The 18,506-nt window shown below is 26.7% G+C and carries 16 protein-coding genes; 5 read left to right on the forward strand and 11 right to left on the reverse strand.

The genetic code is table 11. From position 1 onward, the window contains the following. Window positions 1–143 precede the first annotated feature (143 nt). The 5 genes from ACTG44_RS10225 to ACTG44_RS10245 form a co-directional block, all read right to left on the reverse strand. A complete protein-coding gene (locus ACTG44_RS10225) occupies window positions 144–2,699 on the reverse strand; it encodes an ABC transporter permease (RefSeq protein ID WP_479921678.1) in 2,556 nt (851 codons plus the stop codon). Next, entirely contained in the window at window positions 2,696–3,382 is a 687-nt protein-coding gene (locus ACTG44_RS10230; RefSeq protein ID WP_021384753.1) for an ABC transporter ATP-binding protein, read from the reverse strand. Before ACTG44_RS10230 ends, ACTG44_RS10225 begins: the two co-directional genes overlap by 4 nt. 77 nt (window positions 3,383–3,459) lie before the next feature. After that, entirely contained in the window at window positions 3,460–4,368 is a 909-nt protein-coding gene (locus tag ACTG44_RS10235) for a sensor histidine kinase (RefSeq protein WP_479921679.1), read from the reverse strand. 1 nt (window position 4,369) lies between these two features. After that, on the reverse strand, window positions 4,370–5,041 hold the full coding sequence (locus tag ACTG44_RS10240) for a response regulator transcription factor (protein WP_021384738.1): 672 nt from the start codon (window positions 5,039–5,041) through the stop codon (window positions 4,370–4,372). A 134-nt stretch (window positions 5,042–5,175) separates the two neighbouring features. Next, window positions 5,176–5,820 carry a TetR/AcrR family transcriptional regulator gene (locus ACTG44_RS10245; RefSeq protein WP_479921680.1) on the reverse strand — a complete coding sequence of 215 codons (645 nt, stop codon included), beginning with the start codon at window positions 5,818–5,820 and terminating at the stop codon, window positions 5,176–5,178. 292 nt (window positions 5,821–6,112) lie between these two features. On the opposite strand from ACTG44_RS10245, the gene ACTG44_RS10250 reads away from it, so the two are divergent. The 5 genes from ACTG44_RS10250 to ACTG44_RS10270 all read left to right on the forward strand — a co-directional run bounded on the left by ACTG44_RS10250 (window position 6,113) and on the right by ACTG44_RS10270 (window position 12,229). Continuing rightward, window positions 6,113–7,177 (forward strand): 4Fe-4S dicluster domain-containing protein, encoded by a 1,065-nt coding sequence (locus tag ACTG44_RS10250; protein ID WP_479921681.1) that lies wholly within the window; start codon window positions 6,113–6,115, stop codon window positions 7,175–7,177. Between the two features lie 158 nt (window positions 7,178–7,335). After that, window positions 7,336–8,031, forward strand: a complete 696-nt coding sequence (locus tag ACTG44_RS10255) for a response regulator transcription factor (protein ID WP_021384717.1) — start codon at window positions 7,336–7,338, stop codon at window positions 8,029–8,031. Next, window positions 8,021–9,052: a sensor histidine kinase gene (locus ACTG44_RS10260; RefSeq protein WP_021384733.1), complete on the forward strand. Its 1,032-nt coding sequence runs from the start codon at window positions 8,021–8,023 to the stop codon at window positions 9,050–9,052. The genes ACTG44_RS10255 and ACTG44_RS10260 overlap by 11 nt, the downstream gene beginning before the upstream one ends. An 81-nt stretch (window positions 9,053–9,133) precedes the next feature. Then, window positions 9,134–9,799, forward strand: coding sequence for an ABC transporter ATP-binding protein (locus tag ACTG44_RS10265; protein WP_021384725.1), 666 nt, complete (start codon window positions 9,134–9,136; stop codon window positions 9,797–9,799). A 12-nt stretch (window positions 9,800–9,811) separates the two neighbouring features. Then, entirely contained in the window at window positions 9,812–12,229 is a 2,418-nt protein-coding gene (locus ACTG44_RS10270; protein ID WP_479921682.1) for an FtsX-like permease family protein, read from the forward strand. A gap of 61 nt (window positions 12,230–12,290) precedes the next feature. On the opposite strand, the gene ACTG44_RS10275 is transcribed toward ACTG44_RS10270, so the two are convergent. From ACTG44_RS10275 to ACTG44_RS10300, 6 genes are all read right to left on the reverse strand, one after another. Further along, entirely contained in the window at window positions 12,291–13,682 is a 1,392-nt protein-coding gene (locus tag ACTG44_RS10275; RefSeq protein WP_021384708.1) for a benzoate membrane transport family protein, read from the reverse strand. 166 nt (window positions 13,683–13,848) lie between these two features. Beyond that, entirely contained in the window at window positions 13,849–15,147 is a 1,299-nt protein-coding gene (locus tag ACTG44_RS10280; protein ID WP_479921683.1) for an acyl-CoA thioesterase/bile acid-CoA:amino acid N-acyltransferase family protein, read from the reverse strand. 313 nt (window positions 15,148–15,460) lie between these two features. Next, window positions 15,461–16,336 carry a kinase gene (locus tag ACTG44_RS10285; RefSeq protein WP_479921684.1) on the reverse strand — a complete coding sequence of 292 codons (876 nt, stop codon included), beginning with the start codon at window positions 16,334–16,336 and terminating at the stop codon, window positions 15,461–15,463. A gap of 181 nt (window positions 16,337–16,517) precedes the next feature. Further along, the gene (locus tag ACTG44_RS10290) at window positions 16,518–17,204 is read right to left on the reverse strand and encodes a DUF554 domain-containing protein (protein ID WP_021384712.1); all 687 of its coding nucleotides are present in this window, start codon (window positions 17,202–17,204) and stop codon (window positions 16,518–16,520) included. 49 nt (window positions 17,205–17,253) lie between these two features. Further along, window positions 17,254–17,793, reverse strand: a complete 540-nt coding sequence (locus ACTG44_RS10295; protein WP_479921685.1) for a prolyl-tRNA synthetase associated domain-containing protein — start codon at window positions 17,791–17,793, stop codon at window positions 17,254–17,256. Window positions 17,794–17,844: 51 nt separating this feature from the next. Next, the gene (locus tag ACTG44_RS10300; protein WP_021384730.1) at window positions 17,845–18,477 is read right to left on the reverse strand and encodes a cyclase family protein; all 633 of its coding nucleotides are present in this window, start codon (window positions 18,475–18,477) and stop codon (window positions 17,845–17,847) included. Between the last annotated feature and the right edge of the window lie 29 nt (window positions 18,478–18,506).

An 18,506-nucleotide genomic window follows, 5' to 3' on the forward strand; every position in this document is an offset into this window, starting at 1 on the left:
ATTAGATTTAAAATCTGTTAAAACCTCTTAATTGATATATTTTACTACGTATCAATTAAGAGGTTTATTTAATGACTACAGAAATGACTATAATTAAGATATGTTTGGATTATATAAACATTCTTATTTAAATTTATATAATGCTAACTCTTACTTATTTCTGAAATAATATTATTTTTTAAAATTTGTCTTACTGGAATAATAACTGCAACAATACTAATGACAATATTTAAAACAATCATACCTATATATAGAAAAGTATTTATTTCAAAGATTGGATTTATATATAAATATACGCGTTTTACCATAAAACAAATCATAAATTGTCCAATAATGCTTCCAATTATCATTATAATACTTGCATATAATCCATACAAGAAACCTTCTCTCATCATCATAAGTAAAAACTTATTATCCGTAATACCCATAGCTCTTAAAATTCCAAATTCGTGTCTTCTTGAAAAAACTAAGTAACTTACTGTATTTATAATATGGAACAAACTTATTGCAAGAAGTACAAATACAATACCATATATAAATAAAAGTTTTTGATTTAAATAAGTATTATTTTTTTCAATAGCTATAGTATAATCTGTTACAATACATCTCTTTATATTATTTACAACACTTTTTATATTCTCAGATAATTCTACACTGCTACTTTCTTCTGTCTTTTTTATACTTACTGAATTATAATTTTCAATATCGAAGTTATTCTTCATTTGTTCATTTGTCATAACTATATCCATACCATAATCACCAATAAAATACATGTTATTGGCCATTACACGTTTTACAGTAGCAGCAACTACAAACTCTTTTGTTGTATAATCATTCTTATTTTCTTCTTTAAATTTAACAATTTCACCTGTTGGCTTCATTGTTTTTGGTACTTTAACCTTTATCTTATTTCCTGGTTTTATATCAACTGCATCATACATACCAGTTCCATCCATAGGTAATCTAACTATAACTTTATTATTTTTGAGCATATCATCATGATTAATTTTGCCATCTATAACATAAGAATTTAGCCCTTCTAACATTCCATTGTTATATCCATAGATATTTGTTTTTAAGAGATACCCACCTTCACTTTGCTTTGTACAAATACCATTAAAAAAATTCTTTATTCTATAATCTTTTTCAAGAGGTTTGAAGAAGTTTTTCCAAAATAGTTGTTCTTCTTTAATTTGTATAGCTCCAAACAAATACTTCACTGGATAAACTCGGGATACTCCCTCTACCTCATTGAGTCTTGAAATTTTATCTTTAGGTATACCTACGTCAAAATCTGTTGTTTGCATAGTTATTTGATAATCAGAATTTAAACCATCATCAGCTTTCATTGTAAGCTCATTATTATTTTTAGTAAGCTGTATTGAGTAGCTAGAACATAGAAAAATAATCCCACCAAGTGATAATGAAAATAAAATGCCCATAAACATTCCTTTTTTTTGAGTCATGTATTTGTGAGATAATACCTTTGTCATATTAGAATGTCTTACACTTTCTAAACTTCTTTTTTGCTTATTAGTAACTTTAAAATTTTTCATAGATTCTATGCTAGAGTATTTATTCAATTGATGAACAACACGTATAGTAATTAAAATTAACAGTAATAAAATAAATAAGAATCCCAAATAAATAGATTTTTCGCTTATGAAAAACGCTCCTGGAGCAATATCACTACTCAAAAATATATGCGGAAATTGTTCATATATTGTAGAAGCTATTCCAATACCCAAGATACAACCTATAGGAAATCCAATAATAAAAAGTAAAAATAACTCTAAAAATAGTAAGAATAAGAGTTGTTTATTATTGGCACCTAATACTTCTAAAACTCCATATTGTGATATTCTTTGAAGTATTGAAACATGGAAAATACTATATACTGCTGCTGCACCAAATACTCCAACAAGTAAGATAATTGCATTTGTATTTAGCTCTAGATTTTTCAAAAACTCAAATATATTATATTTTTCTATGCCTTTTGGAGGCTTTACTCCAAATTCAATTGATAAATGCCAGTTTACACGAGCGTTTTCTTTTGATATATTGAATTCTTTCATAAATTTAGAGTTTTGCTTATTTATATTTTTACTTTCATCATACTTTACATAAACTAAATAAGAATCATCTTCTTTAGGCTGTGAATAATCATTTACAAATCCTTGCATACCAGTTTTTGGATTTGAAAGATTTGATAAAATACCACATAATTTATAGGTTTTCCCACTTAATTTAACTGTAGTTTCAATCTCTTTTTTTATATTTAAATTATTTAGTGAATATGTGTCAAGTGCTATCTCTCCATCTTTACTAGGGAGACTTCCCTTTAATAATTTCCTACCTGTCATATCTAGATACGATAAATCTGCATTTAAAAATTCTATAATAAAAGGTTCATCTATCTGAGATTTAGTATTTGTAACGCCAAGTTTGTCTATAGTGTATTTTTTTGACTTTTTATTTTCTTTAATCTTTTCTAGTTGTTCCTTATCTACTTTATAGTAAAAATGAAAATCTCCACTATCTTCCCTTATCTTTTCGATTGTACTTTTGTTTGCACTATGAACTAGAGAACCAATACCTGTCAATAGTGCTACTGATAGTACTATACTTAAAACTATAGATATAGATTGTTTTTTATAATGTTTAATATATTGAATTGCAAATTTTATTAAAGACATCATAGTACTCCACCACCATTATTCACGACAATTCCATCTTCAATGTGTATAATTGAATCACATACCTGGGCTATATTTTCATTATGTGTTACCATAATTATCGTTTGGTGAAATTTTGCACTACTTTCTTTTAATAAACATACTACTTCCATTGTAGTTTTACTATCGAGATTTCCTGTTGGTTCATCTGCTAATATAAGCGCAGGTTTATTTGCTAAAGCTCTAGCAATTGCTACTCTTTGCTGTTGTCCACCAGAAAGCTCACTTGGGAACTTTAAACGCTTATCCCAAATTCCCAATGTATTCATCAGCATTTCAATATATTCATGGTCTACATGATTTCCTTTATCTAACGTAACAGGAAGGGCTATATTGTCATAAGTGTTCAGTACTGGTATTAAACTGTAGTTTTGAAATATAAACCCTATATTTCTTCTTCTAAATATTGTTAAATCTTTTTTGCCTATTTTAGATATGTTCTTTCCTTTAATTATTACATCACCTGATGTTGGATTATCTAATCCACCTATAATGTTTAATAATGTACTTTTACCAGAACCAGAAGTTCCAACTATGGCAGTAAATGTAGCTCGTTCAATTTCTATGCTTACTCCATTTAAAGCTTTAACTGTAGTCTCATCTTTTCCATAGTGTTTTACTAAATTATTCGTCACTAATATACTCATTTAATTTCTCCTTTCAGTACAGATATATGTTCTTATAAGATATTGTAAGTGACGATAATTACACTCATCCTACAAAGTTAATTTAAACTCTTACAATTTTGTAAGAAGATACTAAAACAACTTCCGCTTCCCAACTTAGATTCTACTATAATATTCCCATTTTCTTTTTCCAAAATTAATCTTGCAAGATACAGGCCAATTCCTGTTCCATTTTGATTTTCTACATTCTTACTTCTATAAAACCTTTTAAAAACATCATTTAACTCTTTGTTATCAATACCTATTCCTTCATCTTTAATAGTAATTTTAGTATACAATTCCATTTTTATTACAGAGACAGTAATTATGCTGTTTGATGGTGAGTATTTTATTGCATTTTCTAAAACATTTACAATTGCTTCTGTAGTCCATTTTTTATTATGAATCAACTTTATATCTGAAAATGGTTCTAAATTTATCCTTATCTCTTTGGCTTCTGCTTTATTAAAAACAGTACTGATACTTTGAAGTATAGTATCTTTGATTAATAGTTCTTCTGTCTCAAATTTAATGACTCCATCTTCTAATTTAGTCATCTTAAATAGAGATTGTAACAACCAATCAATCTTAAAGGTTTCATTTTTCATCTTTTGTAAAAACTCTTTCTTCTGTGATGTAGAAATATTCATATTCTCTAGAAGTTCACAATAGATAGTTATATTTGAAAGTGGAGTTTTTAATTGATGTGACATATTTGAGATTAGACTTTTAATTGCTTCTTTTTCTAATTTTGACTGTTCTACTTCTATCTCTATCATGTCTTTAACTTTTTTTACTTGGTGAGAAATTTTTGATAATCTTGTATCTTTGGTATCTGAATAAGTAACTTCTTTACCTTCCAATATTTGATTTAACATTAAACTCAATTCATCATATCTATTTTGATTTTTTTTAGTGATTATTATATATATAGCCACTGTGCATACTATAAAAGCCAATACTAACATCCTATTCTACCTCGTTCCATAGATACCCCATTCCATAAGCTGTTTTTATATATTTTGGATTAGATGGGTCATCTTCTACTTTTATCCTAAGTCTTCTTATATTTACAGACACAATATTCTCATCAACATAATTTTCTTCACTATCCCAAATATGATGTAAAATTTGTTCCTTTAATAATATTTGACCTTTATTTTCAATTAGATAACTTAGAAGTTTGTATTCTACAGAGCTAAGCTCTAAATATACTTCATTTTTATATACTCTAAGTAAGTTTTGGTCTAATTTTATTCCATTAGAATATATTATTTTATTATTTGATTTTTTTCTTATTGCTACTTTAACTCTTGCCTTTAATACAGATAAAGAGAATGGTTTTGTAATGTAATCATCAAGCCCTATTTCTAATCCTTTTACTTCGTCAACTTCTGAGTCTCTTGCAGTAAGCATTATAATTGGTATGTCTGATTTTTCCCTTATTAGTTTACACACATCAAATCCATTTCCATCTGGAAGATTACAGTCTAAAATTATAAGATCTATATTTTTATTGTTAAATACATGCAATCCTTCTTGTCTTGTATAAGCCTTAAATACATTAAATCCATCACTTTCAAACGCATAAAAAAGACCTTCGTTTAAATTTATATCATCTTCAATAATTAATAAGTTCAATTTTACACTCCTTTAAATTTTTTAGATAAATAATTATTTTTGTCTTGTTATAGTTTTAATACACATTTATTTTGCTAAAAAGACTGTAATTAAATTTGTTTTTTCAAATCTAGTTACAGTCTTATACATTGTATTTACACATTCTTAGAATATTCCCTATAAAACATTTTGATTGATTCTAAATTATCATCAGTTATGATAGGTACACCACTTGCACTTAAACACTCAGATAGAAATTCAATACGCCTGAAATATTTTTCTGCACAATCTTTAAATAATACAGGGTCTAGCCAAATATTAATTAAAATTATAAATACTTCAGATACTTCATCTGGATAATCTGTTTTAAAAATACCTTCATCAATACCTTGTTTTATTAAGCAAGATAATAAAGGAGTTACTTCAATAGTAGATGCGCGTATGTTTTTTATAAAAAAAGCTGGTTTTTTTTGACTGCACATATAATCAATCAATTTTTTTCTTATTTCTGAACTAGATATATGTAAGATAAATTCAGATACTTTTCCTCTAACAGTCAATTTAGGATTGTTTAATATTGACTTTAGATTTTCAACCTCTACTCTTAAACTATTTAATATAATCTCTTCAAACAATATTTCTTTGTCTTTAAAATGATAATACACAGCCTCTTTAGATATATCAAGAGTATCAACGATTTGTTGCATAGTTACATCATCATAATCTTGTTCTTCAAATATTTTCCATGCGACTTCTAATATCTGATTTCTTATTTTATCAGAATATTTATTTCTTGACATATAAATTCACTTCTTTCTTTATAAGTTTATACTAATCATTAGTATATTAATTATAATAAGATTCTTTACAATATGTCAACACACTCCATTTAAAGACAACAAAACGTATCTGTTCCTAAATTTTTTAATATTAATATAATTTCCTTATAAAAATATTATAATCAATTATATAGTTATACATTCCTCAATTTAATTACACTTAAATTGAAAATACAACGTTGTTCTTATATAATTAAATTATACAACAATAATGATATATTTTTTAAGTATATTTTTACTAGGGGGAATAGGGATGAAAAGGGTTGATGAAAGAAATACTATGTTTGCAAGAGCAAACTATAAAAAGGATAGTACTGCTTATAATGACTATTATAAAAAAAATCCTGAGAAAAAAGAAATTGATGATAGTATAAGAAGTAGACCAAATTTATGTAGTGAAGGTACAATGACTTACAACAAAGTAAACTCTCCAATGGCAAGTAGTGCATTTGATTTTTTATCTGATATAAAATCCTTATGTGAAGGAAAAGTTTCTGACACAAAAGTAGATGTAGATGCAAAATCAATGACAAAAAAAATAAAGGGTCTTGCAAAGCAATATGGAGCTTCTGTAGTTGGTATAACTAAATTAAGAGACTATCATATTTATACAAATAGGGGGAGACATGAAGAAAATTATGGAGAAGAAGTTAATCTAACTCACAAATACGCCATTGTGTTTGGATGTGAGATGGATAAAGAAATGATAAATAGAGCTCCAATGATATGTGAAGTTATAGAAACATCAAAGTGTTATGTAGATGCTTCTATTGTTGGAATGATTTTAAGTTACTATATAAGAAACTTAGGATATGATGCTAGAAACCATATGGATGCTAATTATTTAGTAATGCCTGTTTTTATAGCTCGTGATGCTGGTTTGGGGGATATTGGAAGAAATGCTATACTTACAAATAAAGAGTATGGCTCTAGAATTAGATTAGGTGTTGTTACTACAGACATCCCACTTTTAGAAGATGAATATGTTGATTTTGGATTAGAAGATTTTTGTAAGGTCTGTAAAAAATGTTCTTTTAATTGTCCTTCTCATTCACTTTCTAATGATATTAAGATTGGTAATGATGGGAAGTATAATTGGGTAATTGAACATGAGACATGCTATATTAAATGGAGATATTTAGGTACAGATTGTGGTATGTGTATATCTGCTTGTCCATTCAGCCAAAATCTTGAAACTATAAAAAACACCACTTCTTTTAAGGGTAACAATGAGCTTATTGAAAAAGCTTTAGATGAGTATACTTCAAAATTTGGTAAACGAATATTTATACCTGGAAATCCTTCTTGGTTAAAATAATTATATTTAGTCAAGAGTCTGTCCTATGATAAATTCTAGGACAGATTTTTTATTAAACATATAAATTGTTAGATATTTTTTCTTATCTATAACAATTCAGCAATATTTTAGGTTTATAATTAATTTTATAAAATGTCAAACATAAAAGGAGTAAATGTATGGAAAAAATACTGGTGGTGGAAGATGATACTATATTAAATAAAACTCTATCATATAACTTAATTGAAGATGGATATATTATTACTTCAAAATTTACAGCTATCTCTGCATTAAAGTCTATTAATGAATGTAAATTTGACTTAATTATTTTAGATGTAAATTTACCAGATAAAAGTGGATTTGAATTATGTAAAGAAATCAAGGTAAATTTTGATATACCAATAATTTTCTTGACTGCTAATGATATGGAATATGATATGATTAAAGGCTATGAACTTGGAGCTTTAGATTATATAACAAAACCCTTTAATATCAATGTATTTAAACAGAAAGTAAAAGCTCTTTTAAATTATATTAAAACAAAACAAAAACGAGATTACTATAATGATGGATATCTTGAAATTAATTTTTCTGAGTTATCGTCCAATATAAATGGAAATCAAATTATATTTACGCCATTAGAATATCGTACCTTAAAACTGTTTATTGAAAATCCTAAAAATATCTTAACAAGAAAAGTACTTTTAGAAAAGCTCTGGGATATAGATGCTAACTTTGTAGATGAGCACACTTTAACATCTGTTATAAGTAGGATTAGAAGTAAGATTGAAAAGGATAATTTTCAATATATTAAAACAGTATATGGCATGGGGTATATGTGGTTAGGAGAAAAAGGAGAAAGAAATGAATTTTAAAAAACTTTCTTTTAAATCTATTTATTTAATAATTGCCATTAGTATAATTTTTACAGCCATTTTATTTAATGTAGTAATTTATATAATAACTTATGATTTAAAACTCGTTGCCTTGTTATTACTATATACAATAGTGCTTTGTGGATTTATAGCATTAATAGTATTTTTACTTCATAAAAAAATAACTGTGTTTTGTTCTGAAATATGTCACACTTTAGATAATATGATGAATAGTGAAGCTAATACTGAAATTGCATTAGAAGAAGAAACCATTTTATCACGCATCAACCATAAATTAGTTAGAATGTATGAGGTTATTCAAGAAAATCGTCATAATATTGCTATGGAAAAAGCTAATTTACAAGAATTAGTTTCTGATATATCTCACCAAATTAAAACTCCTATTGCAAATTTAAAGATGATTAATACTACCCTACTCAATCAAAGATTTAAAACAGAAATTCAAAATGAATTTTTGATGGATATGGAAGGTCAATTAGATAAGTTGGATTTTTTGGTACAGTCTATGGTAAAAACATCTAGGCTAGAAACAGGTATAATTACATTATCAAAAAAGAAGAATTTAATTTATGAAACAATTGCTATAGCACTTAGTGGAATTTTATTTGATGCTGAAAAAAAGAATATTGAAGTTACAGTTGATTGTGACCCAGATTTATATCTAATTCATGATAAAAAATGGACTTCTGAAGCTATTTTTAATATATTGGACAATGCTGTAAAATACACTAATTTTAATGGAAAAATACATGTATCTACAGAATGTTGGGTTATGTATACCAAGATAGATATTATTGATAATGGTAAAGGAATATCAGAAAGTCACCAAGCAAAAATCTTTAAAAGGTTTTATCGTGAGGAAGATGTACATGATATAGATGGTATTGGAATAGGTCTATATCTTTCAAGGAAAATTATATCTTTGCAAGGTGGATATATTAAAGTTACATCAGATATTGGAAAAGGCTCTACATTTTCTATATTCTTACCAAATAAATAATTCTTTAAATATTTTATTTGTGATAATTCTGCAACATTTTGATTTTATACTGTTCTTATAAGATATAAAGGAGGTTTTATGATGAGTATTTTACAAGTAATTGATTTAAAGAAATATTATGGTAAAAATTCAAACATTACCAAAGCTCTCGATGGTGTAAGTCTATCTATTGAAAAAGGTGAATTTATCTCTATTGTAGGTACATCTGGAAGTGGTAAATCAACATTATTAAACATGATGGGAGGGTTAGATAATCCTACATCTGGAAAGATTATTATAAGAGGTAAAGAATTATCAAATATGACTGATGAACAACTTACAATTTTTAGACGTAGAAATATAGGTTTTATATTTCAAAATTATAATCTTGTTCCTTTGCTTAATGTATATGAGAATATTATTTTACCAATAGGGTTAGATGGGGAGACCATAGATAAAGATTTTATACATGAAATTATAAGTATGCTTTCTCTGGAAGAAAAACTATATGATATACCAAGTAATCTTTCTGGAGGACAACAACAACGTGTTGCTATAGCTAGAGCACTTGTAACAAAACCTGCTATTATACTAGCAGACGAACCAACAGGTAATCTTGATAGTAAAACGAGTACAGACGTGTTAGCTTTACTGAAAATGACAAGTGAAAAATTCAATCAAACAATTGTAATGATTACTCACAATAATGAAATTGCTCAACTAACTGATAGAATTATTCGCATTGAAGATGGAAAAATTGATAATTAGGAGGTGTAATATATGTTTAAAAATAATAATCGTGCCTTTATAAGAAAAATAGCTTTAAATGATTTAAAAAGTAATAAACTAAAAACATCTCTTTCAGGTATTATTATAATGATTTCTACATGTTTACTGTTAACAGTAGCCTTAGTTTCATATAATGGTTCTGTAGATTTAGTTAATGCATCTCCATATCATGCTATATATAAATCTGTAAATGAAAAATCAAAGAACATACTATATCAAGATAAAAATTTTAGTGATGTAGGAATATACAAGTTACTTGGAAGTAATAAGAAGACAGATTATATGATGTCAACTATTTATGCAGATGACATGGCAATTAAACTTATGAATTTTCAACCATTGAAAGGTACTATGCCTACAACGAAAAATGAAATTGCTATTTCTAAAAAATATTTACAACAACTTGGTTTAAATAAAGATATTGGAGACAGTATCAAATTAAATTATCGTGATAACATAACAAGCAAAGAAATACAAGATAATTTTATTATTGTTGGTCTCTTAGAAAATTATTATCAAGATAAGGCTAAACAATATTATACAGTTGTTTCAAATGAATATTTTAAGAATACAACTTCTACATCTTTACAAAATAAAAGTAGTAGTTTTGATGAGACAAGACCTGATAGTGTAGACATATTAGTGAGATTATCAAAAGAAAATACAAAGAAAGATTCAGCTTCTATTAAGACACAATTAAAAGATATTGGTTTTTCTTTAGGTATTGAAAAATATAATATATATTTAAATGATAAATATATTGAATCAAATTTAATTGATAATGAACAGATTATTACAGTTTTAGCAGTTGGAATGGTTATTCTTTTTTCTAGTATTTTTGTTATATATAGTATATTTTATGTTTCAGTTGTTAATTTAGTTCAGATGTATGCGAAGTTGAAATCTTTAGGTATGACTTCTTTTCAGTTAAAAAAGATTATTTCTCTACAAGGAAATATTTTATCGGTTATTTTTATTCCATTAGGTGTCATTACCTCCTGTATAATTACTTACATAATTCAACCATTAGCGTGGCAGATGATAGATAATTTATTTATAATCTTAATTTTATCACTAGTAATGTTTTTAACTGTTAGAATTTCTTTACATAAACCAGCTAGAATTATTTCTAAAATATCTGCTATTGAAGCCATGCAATACACAGAAACTAAGGTTAGAAAAAAAATCAAAAATTTTAATTATATAAATATTAAAAATTTAGCATTAAAAAATATTGAATCAAATAGAAAGAAAAACCTAATTGCATTAATTTCATTAAGTATTAGTGGAGTTTTATTTATTTCAATTGCTAATCTTGCTAATTCAATAGATTTCAAAAAACAGTTGTCTCAGCAATTTGTATATAACGAAAATTATATTGTAAGCGTTAAAAGCGATAACTTATATGAGCGCATTACACAAATCCAGCAAAATAACCCATTAACAGATTCTCTTAAAAATGAAATTGAATCTATTTATGGAGTAAAAAAAGTAATTGAATCTAAATCAATTAAAGTTAATATTATAGACCCTTACATCAAAGATAAAGATAATAGACAATTTACTACTTTAATTAAAGGTATTACACCTGAACTTTCAAAATCATTTGAAAAATACATTGTCAGTGGAAAAATAGATTATAAAAAACTCAACTCAGATGATTTAATTATAAATAAGTATAGAACGAAATCCTATGGATTAGATTTAAAAGTTGGAGATACAGTTACATTTGATATTTTTAGTGGAAATGATATTATTAAAAAGCAAATGAAGGTCAAAGGAATTATTGACAATTCTAATTCAGGAAATATGTTTTTTACTTCGGATAAGACCTTAGAATCTCTAACACCATATAATACAAATTTAGATTTTTCTATTTTGATAGATAAAAAGTGCTCTAAAGAAGTTGAAGAAAGTTTATTAAACATCATACAGAAAAATTCAAGTTTAATGATTTATTCATATGAGGATGATTATGAAATGATTACTAGAGCATTTCAATATATAGTTATAACTTCATACATTTTTGTTGGTCTAATCTCCTGTTTTGGTATACTAAATATGACCAATATTCTAATAAATAGTGTTTTAATTAGAAAAAAAGAGTTTGCCTTACTTCAAGCTGTTGGAATGACAAAAAAGCAACTTCGAAAGATGCTTTACAGAGAAGGTCTAAACATAAGCATCAAAGCTGTATGTATTTCAAGTTTATTAGGTTATTTGGGTTCAGGCCTACTTTGTACTTTTATAAAAGATGTAATTAGATTAGATTTTATTAATTTTAAATTTTCTATATTTACTATTTTAATTTTTTCATTTGTATTAATTGGTATACAAGTTTTAACAACTGAATTACTTGTGAGAAATATAGAAAAAAAATCACTTACAGAACGCTTACGTTCTCAATAAAAAACAAAAAATATGAGTTGCCATCAGTCTATAAATAGATAATGACAACTCATATTTTACTTTAAATGCTTTTCTTTTTATCTGATATTTCATATACATAGTCTTCTGTTGAATTAATATTTTTTTCTCTTCTCTTTTTAGAATCAATTAAAACAAAATACAGTATAAAACCTACAACAAGTCCCCATGTTCCTCCTTTAGCAGCAATTACACCTCCCATAAGTCCAATCAATCCTTTCTCTACACCAGTATCACATAGTTCCATTGATAACTTTGTACATAAATAACCTTGAACTAAAAGTGTGACTGATAATGCTAATGGTATAAGAGGAGTAGCAATCTGTGCAATTGGGTAAAAACATATAAAAATAGCTGAAACCCATACTAATGTACCCATGCCACTAAAAATAGACTGCATCGCTTCTTTTCCAACCTTATACCTTTGAGCAACACTTCCAGTAAGTGTTGCAGCCAATGGGCCACACATTGGTATATATGGAGAAATAACTGCCATAATAATGTTTCTTATACCACTTATAACATTAGACCTATTTGAATTGAAATCTATATATTCATCTTTTCTATTTTCACTTTCAGAGAGTACTAAGTTTTCACCTGTTATGAAATCACCAAATGCAATTATGTATATCATAAAAGCCATTGGTAACCCTTGTATAAATAGCATCATGCTCGGAAAACCTATTCCAAAAGGAGACACTGTATTTATAAGTTTTTTTAAGTCTACTATATAAATTATATTATCAAAGCTAAGATTAGGAATTCCTATTTCCTTACTAAATATACCTACGATTAAACTCACTAAAATGGCTGATACTACTCCATATTCTCCTAAATGAAATAAAAATTTATTCTTAACTTTTAGAGTATCAAATCTTTCAGAAAACATTACAAAACATGCAACTAATATTCCTACTGTTATAGCTATTGGGTAAGAATCAAATCTACCTTTAGGGCTAAATTCTGATATTACAGTAGATATACCAACCCCCATTAGTATCCCACCTTTAATAGAATTTGGTATTTTACTAACTAATTTACCAGCTACACCAGTTAATCCCATCAAAATAAATATAATTCCTAAATCTATTTGCAAAGCTGTCAATGCTTGTATTCTTTCAATACCTATGTTGAACTTTAACAAATATGCAGTTGTAAGAGTTATAGAAGCTGTAATCCAACCAGGTACAACTGGGTCTCCCATAAATACATGTAAACAGTATAATATAGAGTTGATTATAGCCATACTCCATGCTACTTCATAAGGTAATCCCAAAATTTGCGTACTAAGGCCAATAGTTCCTAAACTCGTCATACTTGATATTATTCCTTGAATAGCTTCTGGTTTCTCAAATCTGTAATGTATAAATGGAATTCGTATTTTGAACATTCCAAATTTTATATGGGGTTGCTCTCTTCTAGTGAGTCTTTCCATAACTTCACTCCACCTTTCAATAACTCTTATAAATTTACAACCTTATAATTGTTTATAAATTATCAATGTCGTTAAAACTAGTATATAACATGCAAATTACATAAACAATAAATTAAATTTATAAAATTGATAGATTTTGTGCATATATGGAAAGCCATGTATATTTTTAGTTGTTTATATTACTTAATATAGGTTCTTTATAAAACTCAATAGTTCTTTTCCATGATTCAAACTGTCCTTCTGTATTTCCTTCTATAGTCCCACCTGAAGAAAAGATTCCTCCACCCATATTTACACATAATGTCTCTCGTAGAGGTATAATATATGGAATTGGTAATGGATGTCCCATATTATTATATGTTAATAATTCTACTTTATATGGATAATTATTTTCTTCAAGTATTTCTAATGCATCCAAACAAGCATCATAACTATTCCATATATTATCTTTTTTCCCAGCAATCATAAGTATATCTGCTTTAGAATTTTCTATTTTTATTCTAGCATTTTCTTTATTATCTGCCCTTTCAAAACTTTTCTTATAAGTACTAGCAAATCCAAAAGGAATTCCTTTTGATATATCTTTTTCCTGCTCTTCAAAAAATATATCATTATCTACATTGATATATGGAATTGGTTCTCCTTTATATGACCATGATGAAGTATCCTTTCCATTCAGCATTCCATTAAGAGCTTGAAAACAATAAGTATGAGGTTGTGATACTACCACTTTTTTTATTTGTTCATATCTTGAAGCAAGTAAAAGTGCTAATTCTCCACCCTTTGATGTTCCATGTACAAAGATTTCTTTAGTATTAGTAATTTCATTTTCACTAATCCACTTAAATACTTTTTCAAAATATTCTAATGGAACTTCTTCTAACTTATCTGGTAACCCTTCTAAGGCAAAGTATGCAACTGTTAGTACATTGAATCCTCTAGATGCAAGTGGAGCGGCTAAAAGGTCTAAAGCATCTAAACTCCCATCAGAACCACCTAACATTAAAATTGTTTTATTATTAGAGTTTTGTTTATAAAATAACTTTCCTATGAATTCATCAGATATGTCTTTTGTAGTAATATCTTCTGTTTTAAATAATCTCTTCAATTCAACTTCTTTTCTTTCAGTAGTAGTTTCAAATATCATATTCATGATTATTGGTTTATCAATAGATATATTTTCTGCAAAATTTTTACCTTCAGTTTTAGATTTTTCCAGCGAATAAATTAATCCCATACAGTCAGCCTTTTTATAAGTGCCTTCTATAGGTTTAACAGAATCTAAATCTATCTCTCCTTTTTCGTTTGAATAAAATACTCCATAAGATGAGAATTCTTCTCCCTTACACCATGGAAATTCCATTTTCATACTCACTTTGAGTTTAGTATTTGGTGTTAAATCTGAAACCATAATCTTAAGTCTTTCATCTACAAATGATTCTAAATTGTATACATTTATTTTCATAATTCATTTCTCCTTATAATAATTATTTGTTATTTGCATATTTAAAATATTTTATTCAATACAATATGAATCATTAAAATTAAGACATCATATTGACTATTTTATTATACCAATCTACTTTCATTTTGTCAATATGATGTCTTTTACTTTCAATTTAAATTATGTCTGACATACTACTTTTGTTTAAAATTAGCACAAATAAAAACCACTCTTTTTAAAGAATGGTTTTTGATAAATGTTATTTTTTATTTATAAGTTTATTTCTTAATTTAAATTTATATAATTTGATGTTTTTATTTAATATTTAATAAAATTATGCATTTGCAAAAGTATATATAGCATTAATTCTTGCTATATATAAATTCTCATCACTGCATCCAATATATTTAGCATATTTTTCTATCTTTTCTTTTGCATTTTCAACATCACTTTCATCACTCTCCATTAACTCATTTATATAAAGGTCCATTAATGAGGCTTTATAATTTTTTATATCATAACCTAAAAATTCAGTTAATCTCTCAATTTCCTTACTAAAATCTCCATCTTCTTTTACCAAGAATTCGTATACATCTTCTCTATATGGATTTAAAGTTATTATTTGTTTTACAACCTTACATTCGTCAGCCTTCCCAATAAAACCATCTTTATAATTATTAAATAATGCATTAGATTTTTTTATAGACTCTTCATCAATATAAGAATGTACTTCAGTTACTCTATTTTCTATAAGAGCATCCACGACAGCATAATGAATTTTAAAACAATCATTATATAAATAATTACTCATTTTTTTTACGGTTGATTCGATTTCCAAAAAACTAGCATGACCATTTTTTTTATTTTTATTTGGAATAATAAAAGTTTTATTCAAATTATTAAAAAGTCTCTTAAAATCCAAGTATTTTTCGCAATAAATACTTTTAAAGGTATCGATATCTATAGTTATAATTCCAAAACTTACTATAGTTTCAATGCCTTTCTTAAAAGATTCCTCTATATATTTTTCTCCTAAGTTTAACCCTCTATCTGATATTTGTTTTAGGTTTTGAAAATTATTTAAACAATCCCTCTCAAAGTTTTTAGAAATTTCTAAAGCGTATAGTTTAAAGATTTTCCTTATCTTATTATAATTATTTTTCGTATCATCAAATCTGATAATAGCTCCATTTACATCAAAAGTAATCATTGAGTTTTAACCTCCCCATTAGTTTCATCAATAAAATAAATTTAATATAAACTTTATAATCATAATATTAAACTTATTTATACTATAATTATTAATTTGATGATAAAAGCTATTTTCCTTCTAAATAAAAAATTTGTCTAAAGTTTTTAAAAAAATTAGACAAATCTTAGATTATTATTCTTTAAATTATTCCAAATACGCCAAATAATATTGGTATAAATATGGCTGGCAATAAATTTGCTACTTTTATATTTGTTAGTTTAAGTACATTTAAACCAAGGCCTATAATCAATAAACTTCCAGCTGCTGTCATCTCTGTAACTACAGGGTCACTTAAGAATCCATTTAGAAAAGATGCACCTACGCAAATAATACCTTCATATAAAAATACAGAGATTGCAGAAAACATTACACCTATACCTAAAGAAGCAGTAAATATAATAGAAGCTATACCATCTATTACGGATTTTACAAATAAAGTATCATGACTTCCTGTAAGACCACTTTCAAGCGAACCAACTACAGCCATAGCTCCTATACAAAATAATAAACTAGATGATATAAAACCTTCTGCAATAGAATCCTTTTTATTTCCTTTAGAAAATTTGCTTTGTAAAAAAGCTCCTAACTTATTTACCCATTTATCTATATCTATTAATTCTCCTATTAAGGCACCTATAGCTATAGATATTATTGTTACTAAAGTATTTTTTCCTTCTAAAGCTCCTGATATACCAATATACAATACACACAAGGCGATTCCATTCATTATGGTATCACTTACTCTTTGAGGTAATCCTCCCTTGATTATAAGACCTACTATACATCCACCTGCAATGGCTAAACTATTTGCTATTACTCCAAACATTTTTTCTCCCCTCGATTAGCTAATTAAGATTTGCTTCCATTATAAAAACTTAAACATCAATACTTTGTAGTGGATATTTTAAATATTCCAAAAATTCTTCAAAGCCTTTTCTAGATATATTTACAGTTTTAGTATTTATATTTGGATGAAAATTTAAGTAATCTTCTTTAATTACATCCTTGTCTATGTAAAGTTCCACTTTTCTTTCTGTATCATTTATTAATGAAAAAGGATTTACACTTCCAGGAAGAAGTTTAAGTACATTGTATAATCTCTCAGGCGAAGCAAATGATAATCTAGAACTTCCTATCTTATCTTTAAGTGAGTTTAAATCAACCTGTTTTTCTCCTTTAACTACAATAAGGTAATACTTATTTCCTTTAGCATTTCTTAAAAATAAATTTTTACATTGACACCCTTTTGTTATTTCATCTAAAATGACTAGTTGTTCTGCTGTATATACAGCTTCATGTTCTACTACATCATATTCAATATTTAATTTGTCCAAGACATTATATATTTTAGTTTCATTCATATTCACTTCATTTTCATCTTGCTCTTTCATAATTTTGTCTTTTAAATCACTCATATTTCTCTTTTCTCCTTAAATACTTTGTTATCTTTAACCCTATTTGGGATATTACTCTACGATAGCTATCGCTCTTACTGGAGCACCATCGGCATCATTATACTTAAATGGAGCTGCTATAAATAGAAATTTTTCTGGAACATTTTCTAGATTTGTAAGATTTTCTATTATTATTTTTCCTTTTTCAAATAAAATATGATGAACTTCAAAAACTGATGTATCATATCTATCAACTGATAGCATGTCTATACCTATACCTTTTATATTAGTATCAGCTATATAATTTGCAGCTTCTTCTGTTAATGTAGGGTAACCTACATAGTACTGCTTTTTATCCCAAAACTTTGACCAACCTGATTTAAATATTATAAAATCACTACTTTTTATTTCATCTTCATATTTTTTTAGATATTCTAACTCTATATTCCTATTACCTTTTTCAAGTTCTAGTACATAAGCATTTCCAACAAAATTTTCTATATCCAATTTATCTAGGGTCTCACCTTTAGTATACATATGTCTTGGTGAATCCATATGAGTTCCATTATGAGAAAATACACTAATCAGTGTTTCTTGATAACCATTTTCTTCAATAATTGCTACTTTTTTGATGTCTGGTCTATTAGGCTCTGCATATACAGGCATGTCATTATGTGTCACATGAGTTAAATCAAAAACCTTCATCTTTATATACCCCCTATGTTTTTTATTTT

Source organism: Clostridioides sp. LIBA-2809 (assembly GCF_056688965.1).

What these genes read in the sequence shown, in the direction of transcription:
- ACTG44_RS10300 (WP_021384730.1), bottom strand. Translation starts at nt 18,477, where the DNA reads ATGAAGGTTTTTGATTTAACTCATGTGACACATAATGACATGCCTGTA.
- ACTG44_RS10280 (WP_479921683.1), bottom strand. Translation starts at nt 15,147, where the DNA reads ATGAAAATAAATGTATACAATTTAGAATCATTTGTAGATGAAAGACTT.
- ACTG44_RS10245 (WP_479921680.1), bottom strand. Translation starts at nt 5,820, where the DNA reads ATGTCAAGAAATAAATATTCTGATAAAATAAGAAATCAGATATTAGAA.
- ACTG44_RS10265 (WP_021384725.1), top strand. Translation starts at nt 9,134, where the DNA reads ATGAGTATTTTACAAGTAATTGATTTAAAGAAATATTATGGTAAAAAT.
- ACTG44_RS10270 (WP_479921682.1), top strand. Translation starts at nt 9,812, where the DNA reads ATGTTTAAAAATAATAATCGTGCCTTTATAAGAAAAATAGCTTTAAAT.
- ACTG44_RS10285 (WP_479921684.1), bottom strand. Translation starts at nt 16,336, where the DNA reads ATGATTACTTTTGATGTAAATGGAGCTATTATCAGATTTGATGATACG.
- ACTG44_RS10225 (WP_479921678.1), bottom strand. Translation starts at nt 2,699, where the DNA reads ATGATGTCTTTAATAAAATTTGCAATTCAATATATTAAACATTATAAA.
- ACTG44_RS10250 (WP_479921681.1), top strand. Translation starts at nt 6,113, where the DNA reads ATGAAAAGGGTTGATGAAAGAAATACTATGTTTGCAAGAGCAAACTAT.
- ACTG44_RS10260 (WP_021384733.1), top strand. Translation starts at nt 8,021, where the DNA reads ATGAATTTTAAAAAACTTTCTTTTAAATCTATTTATTTAATAATTGCC.
- ACTG44_RS10255 (WP_021384717.1), top strand. Translation starts at nt 7,336, where the DNA reads ATGGAAAAAATACTGGTGGTGGAAGATGATACTATATTAAATAAAACT.
- ACTG44_RS10230 (WP_021384753.1), bottom strand. Translation starts at nt 3,382, where the DNA reads ATGAGTATATTAGTGACGAATAATTTAGTAAAACACTATGGAAAAGAT.
- ACTG44_RS10235 (WP_479921679.1), bottom strand. Translation starts at nt 4,368, where the DNA reads ATGTTAGTATTGGCTTTTATAGTATGCACAGTGGCTATATATATAATA.
- ACTG44_RS10290 (WP_021384712.1), bottom strand. Translation starts at nt 17,204, where the DNA reads ATGTTTGGAGTAATAGCAAATAGTTTAGCCATTGCAGGTGGATGTATA.
- ACTG44_RS10295 (WP_479921685.1), bottom strand. Translation starts at nt 17,793, where the DNA reads ATGAGTGATTTAAAAGACAAAATTATGAAAGAGCAAGATGAAAATGAA.
- ACTG44_RS10275 (WP_021384708.1), bottom strand. Translation starts at nt 13,682, where the DNA reads ATGGAAAGACTCACTAGAAGAGAGCAACCCCATATAAAATTTGGAATG.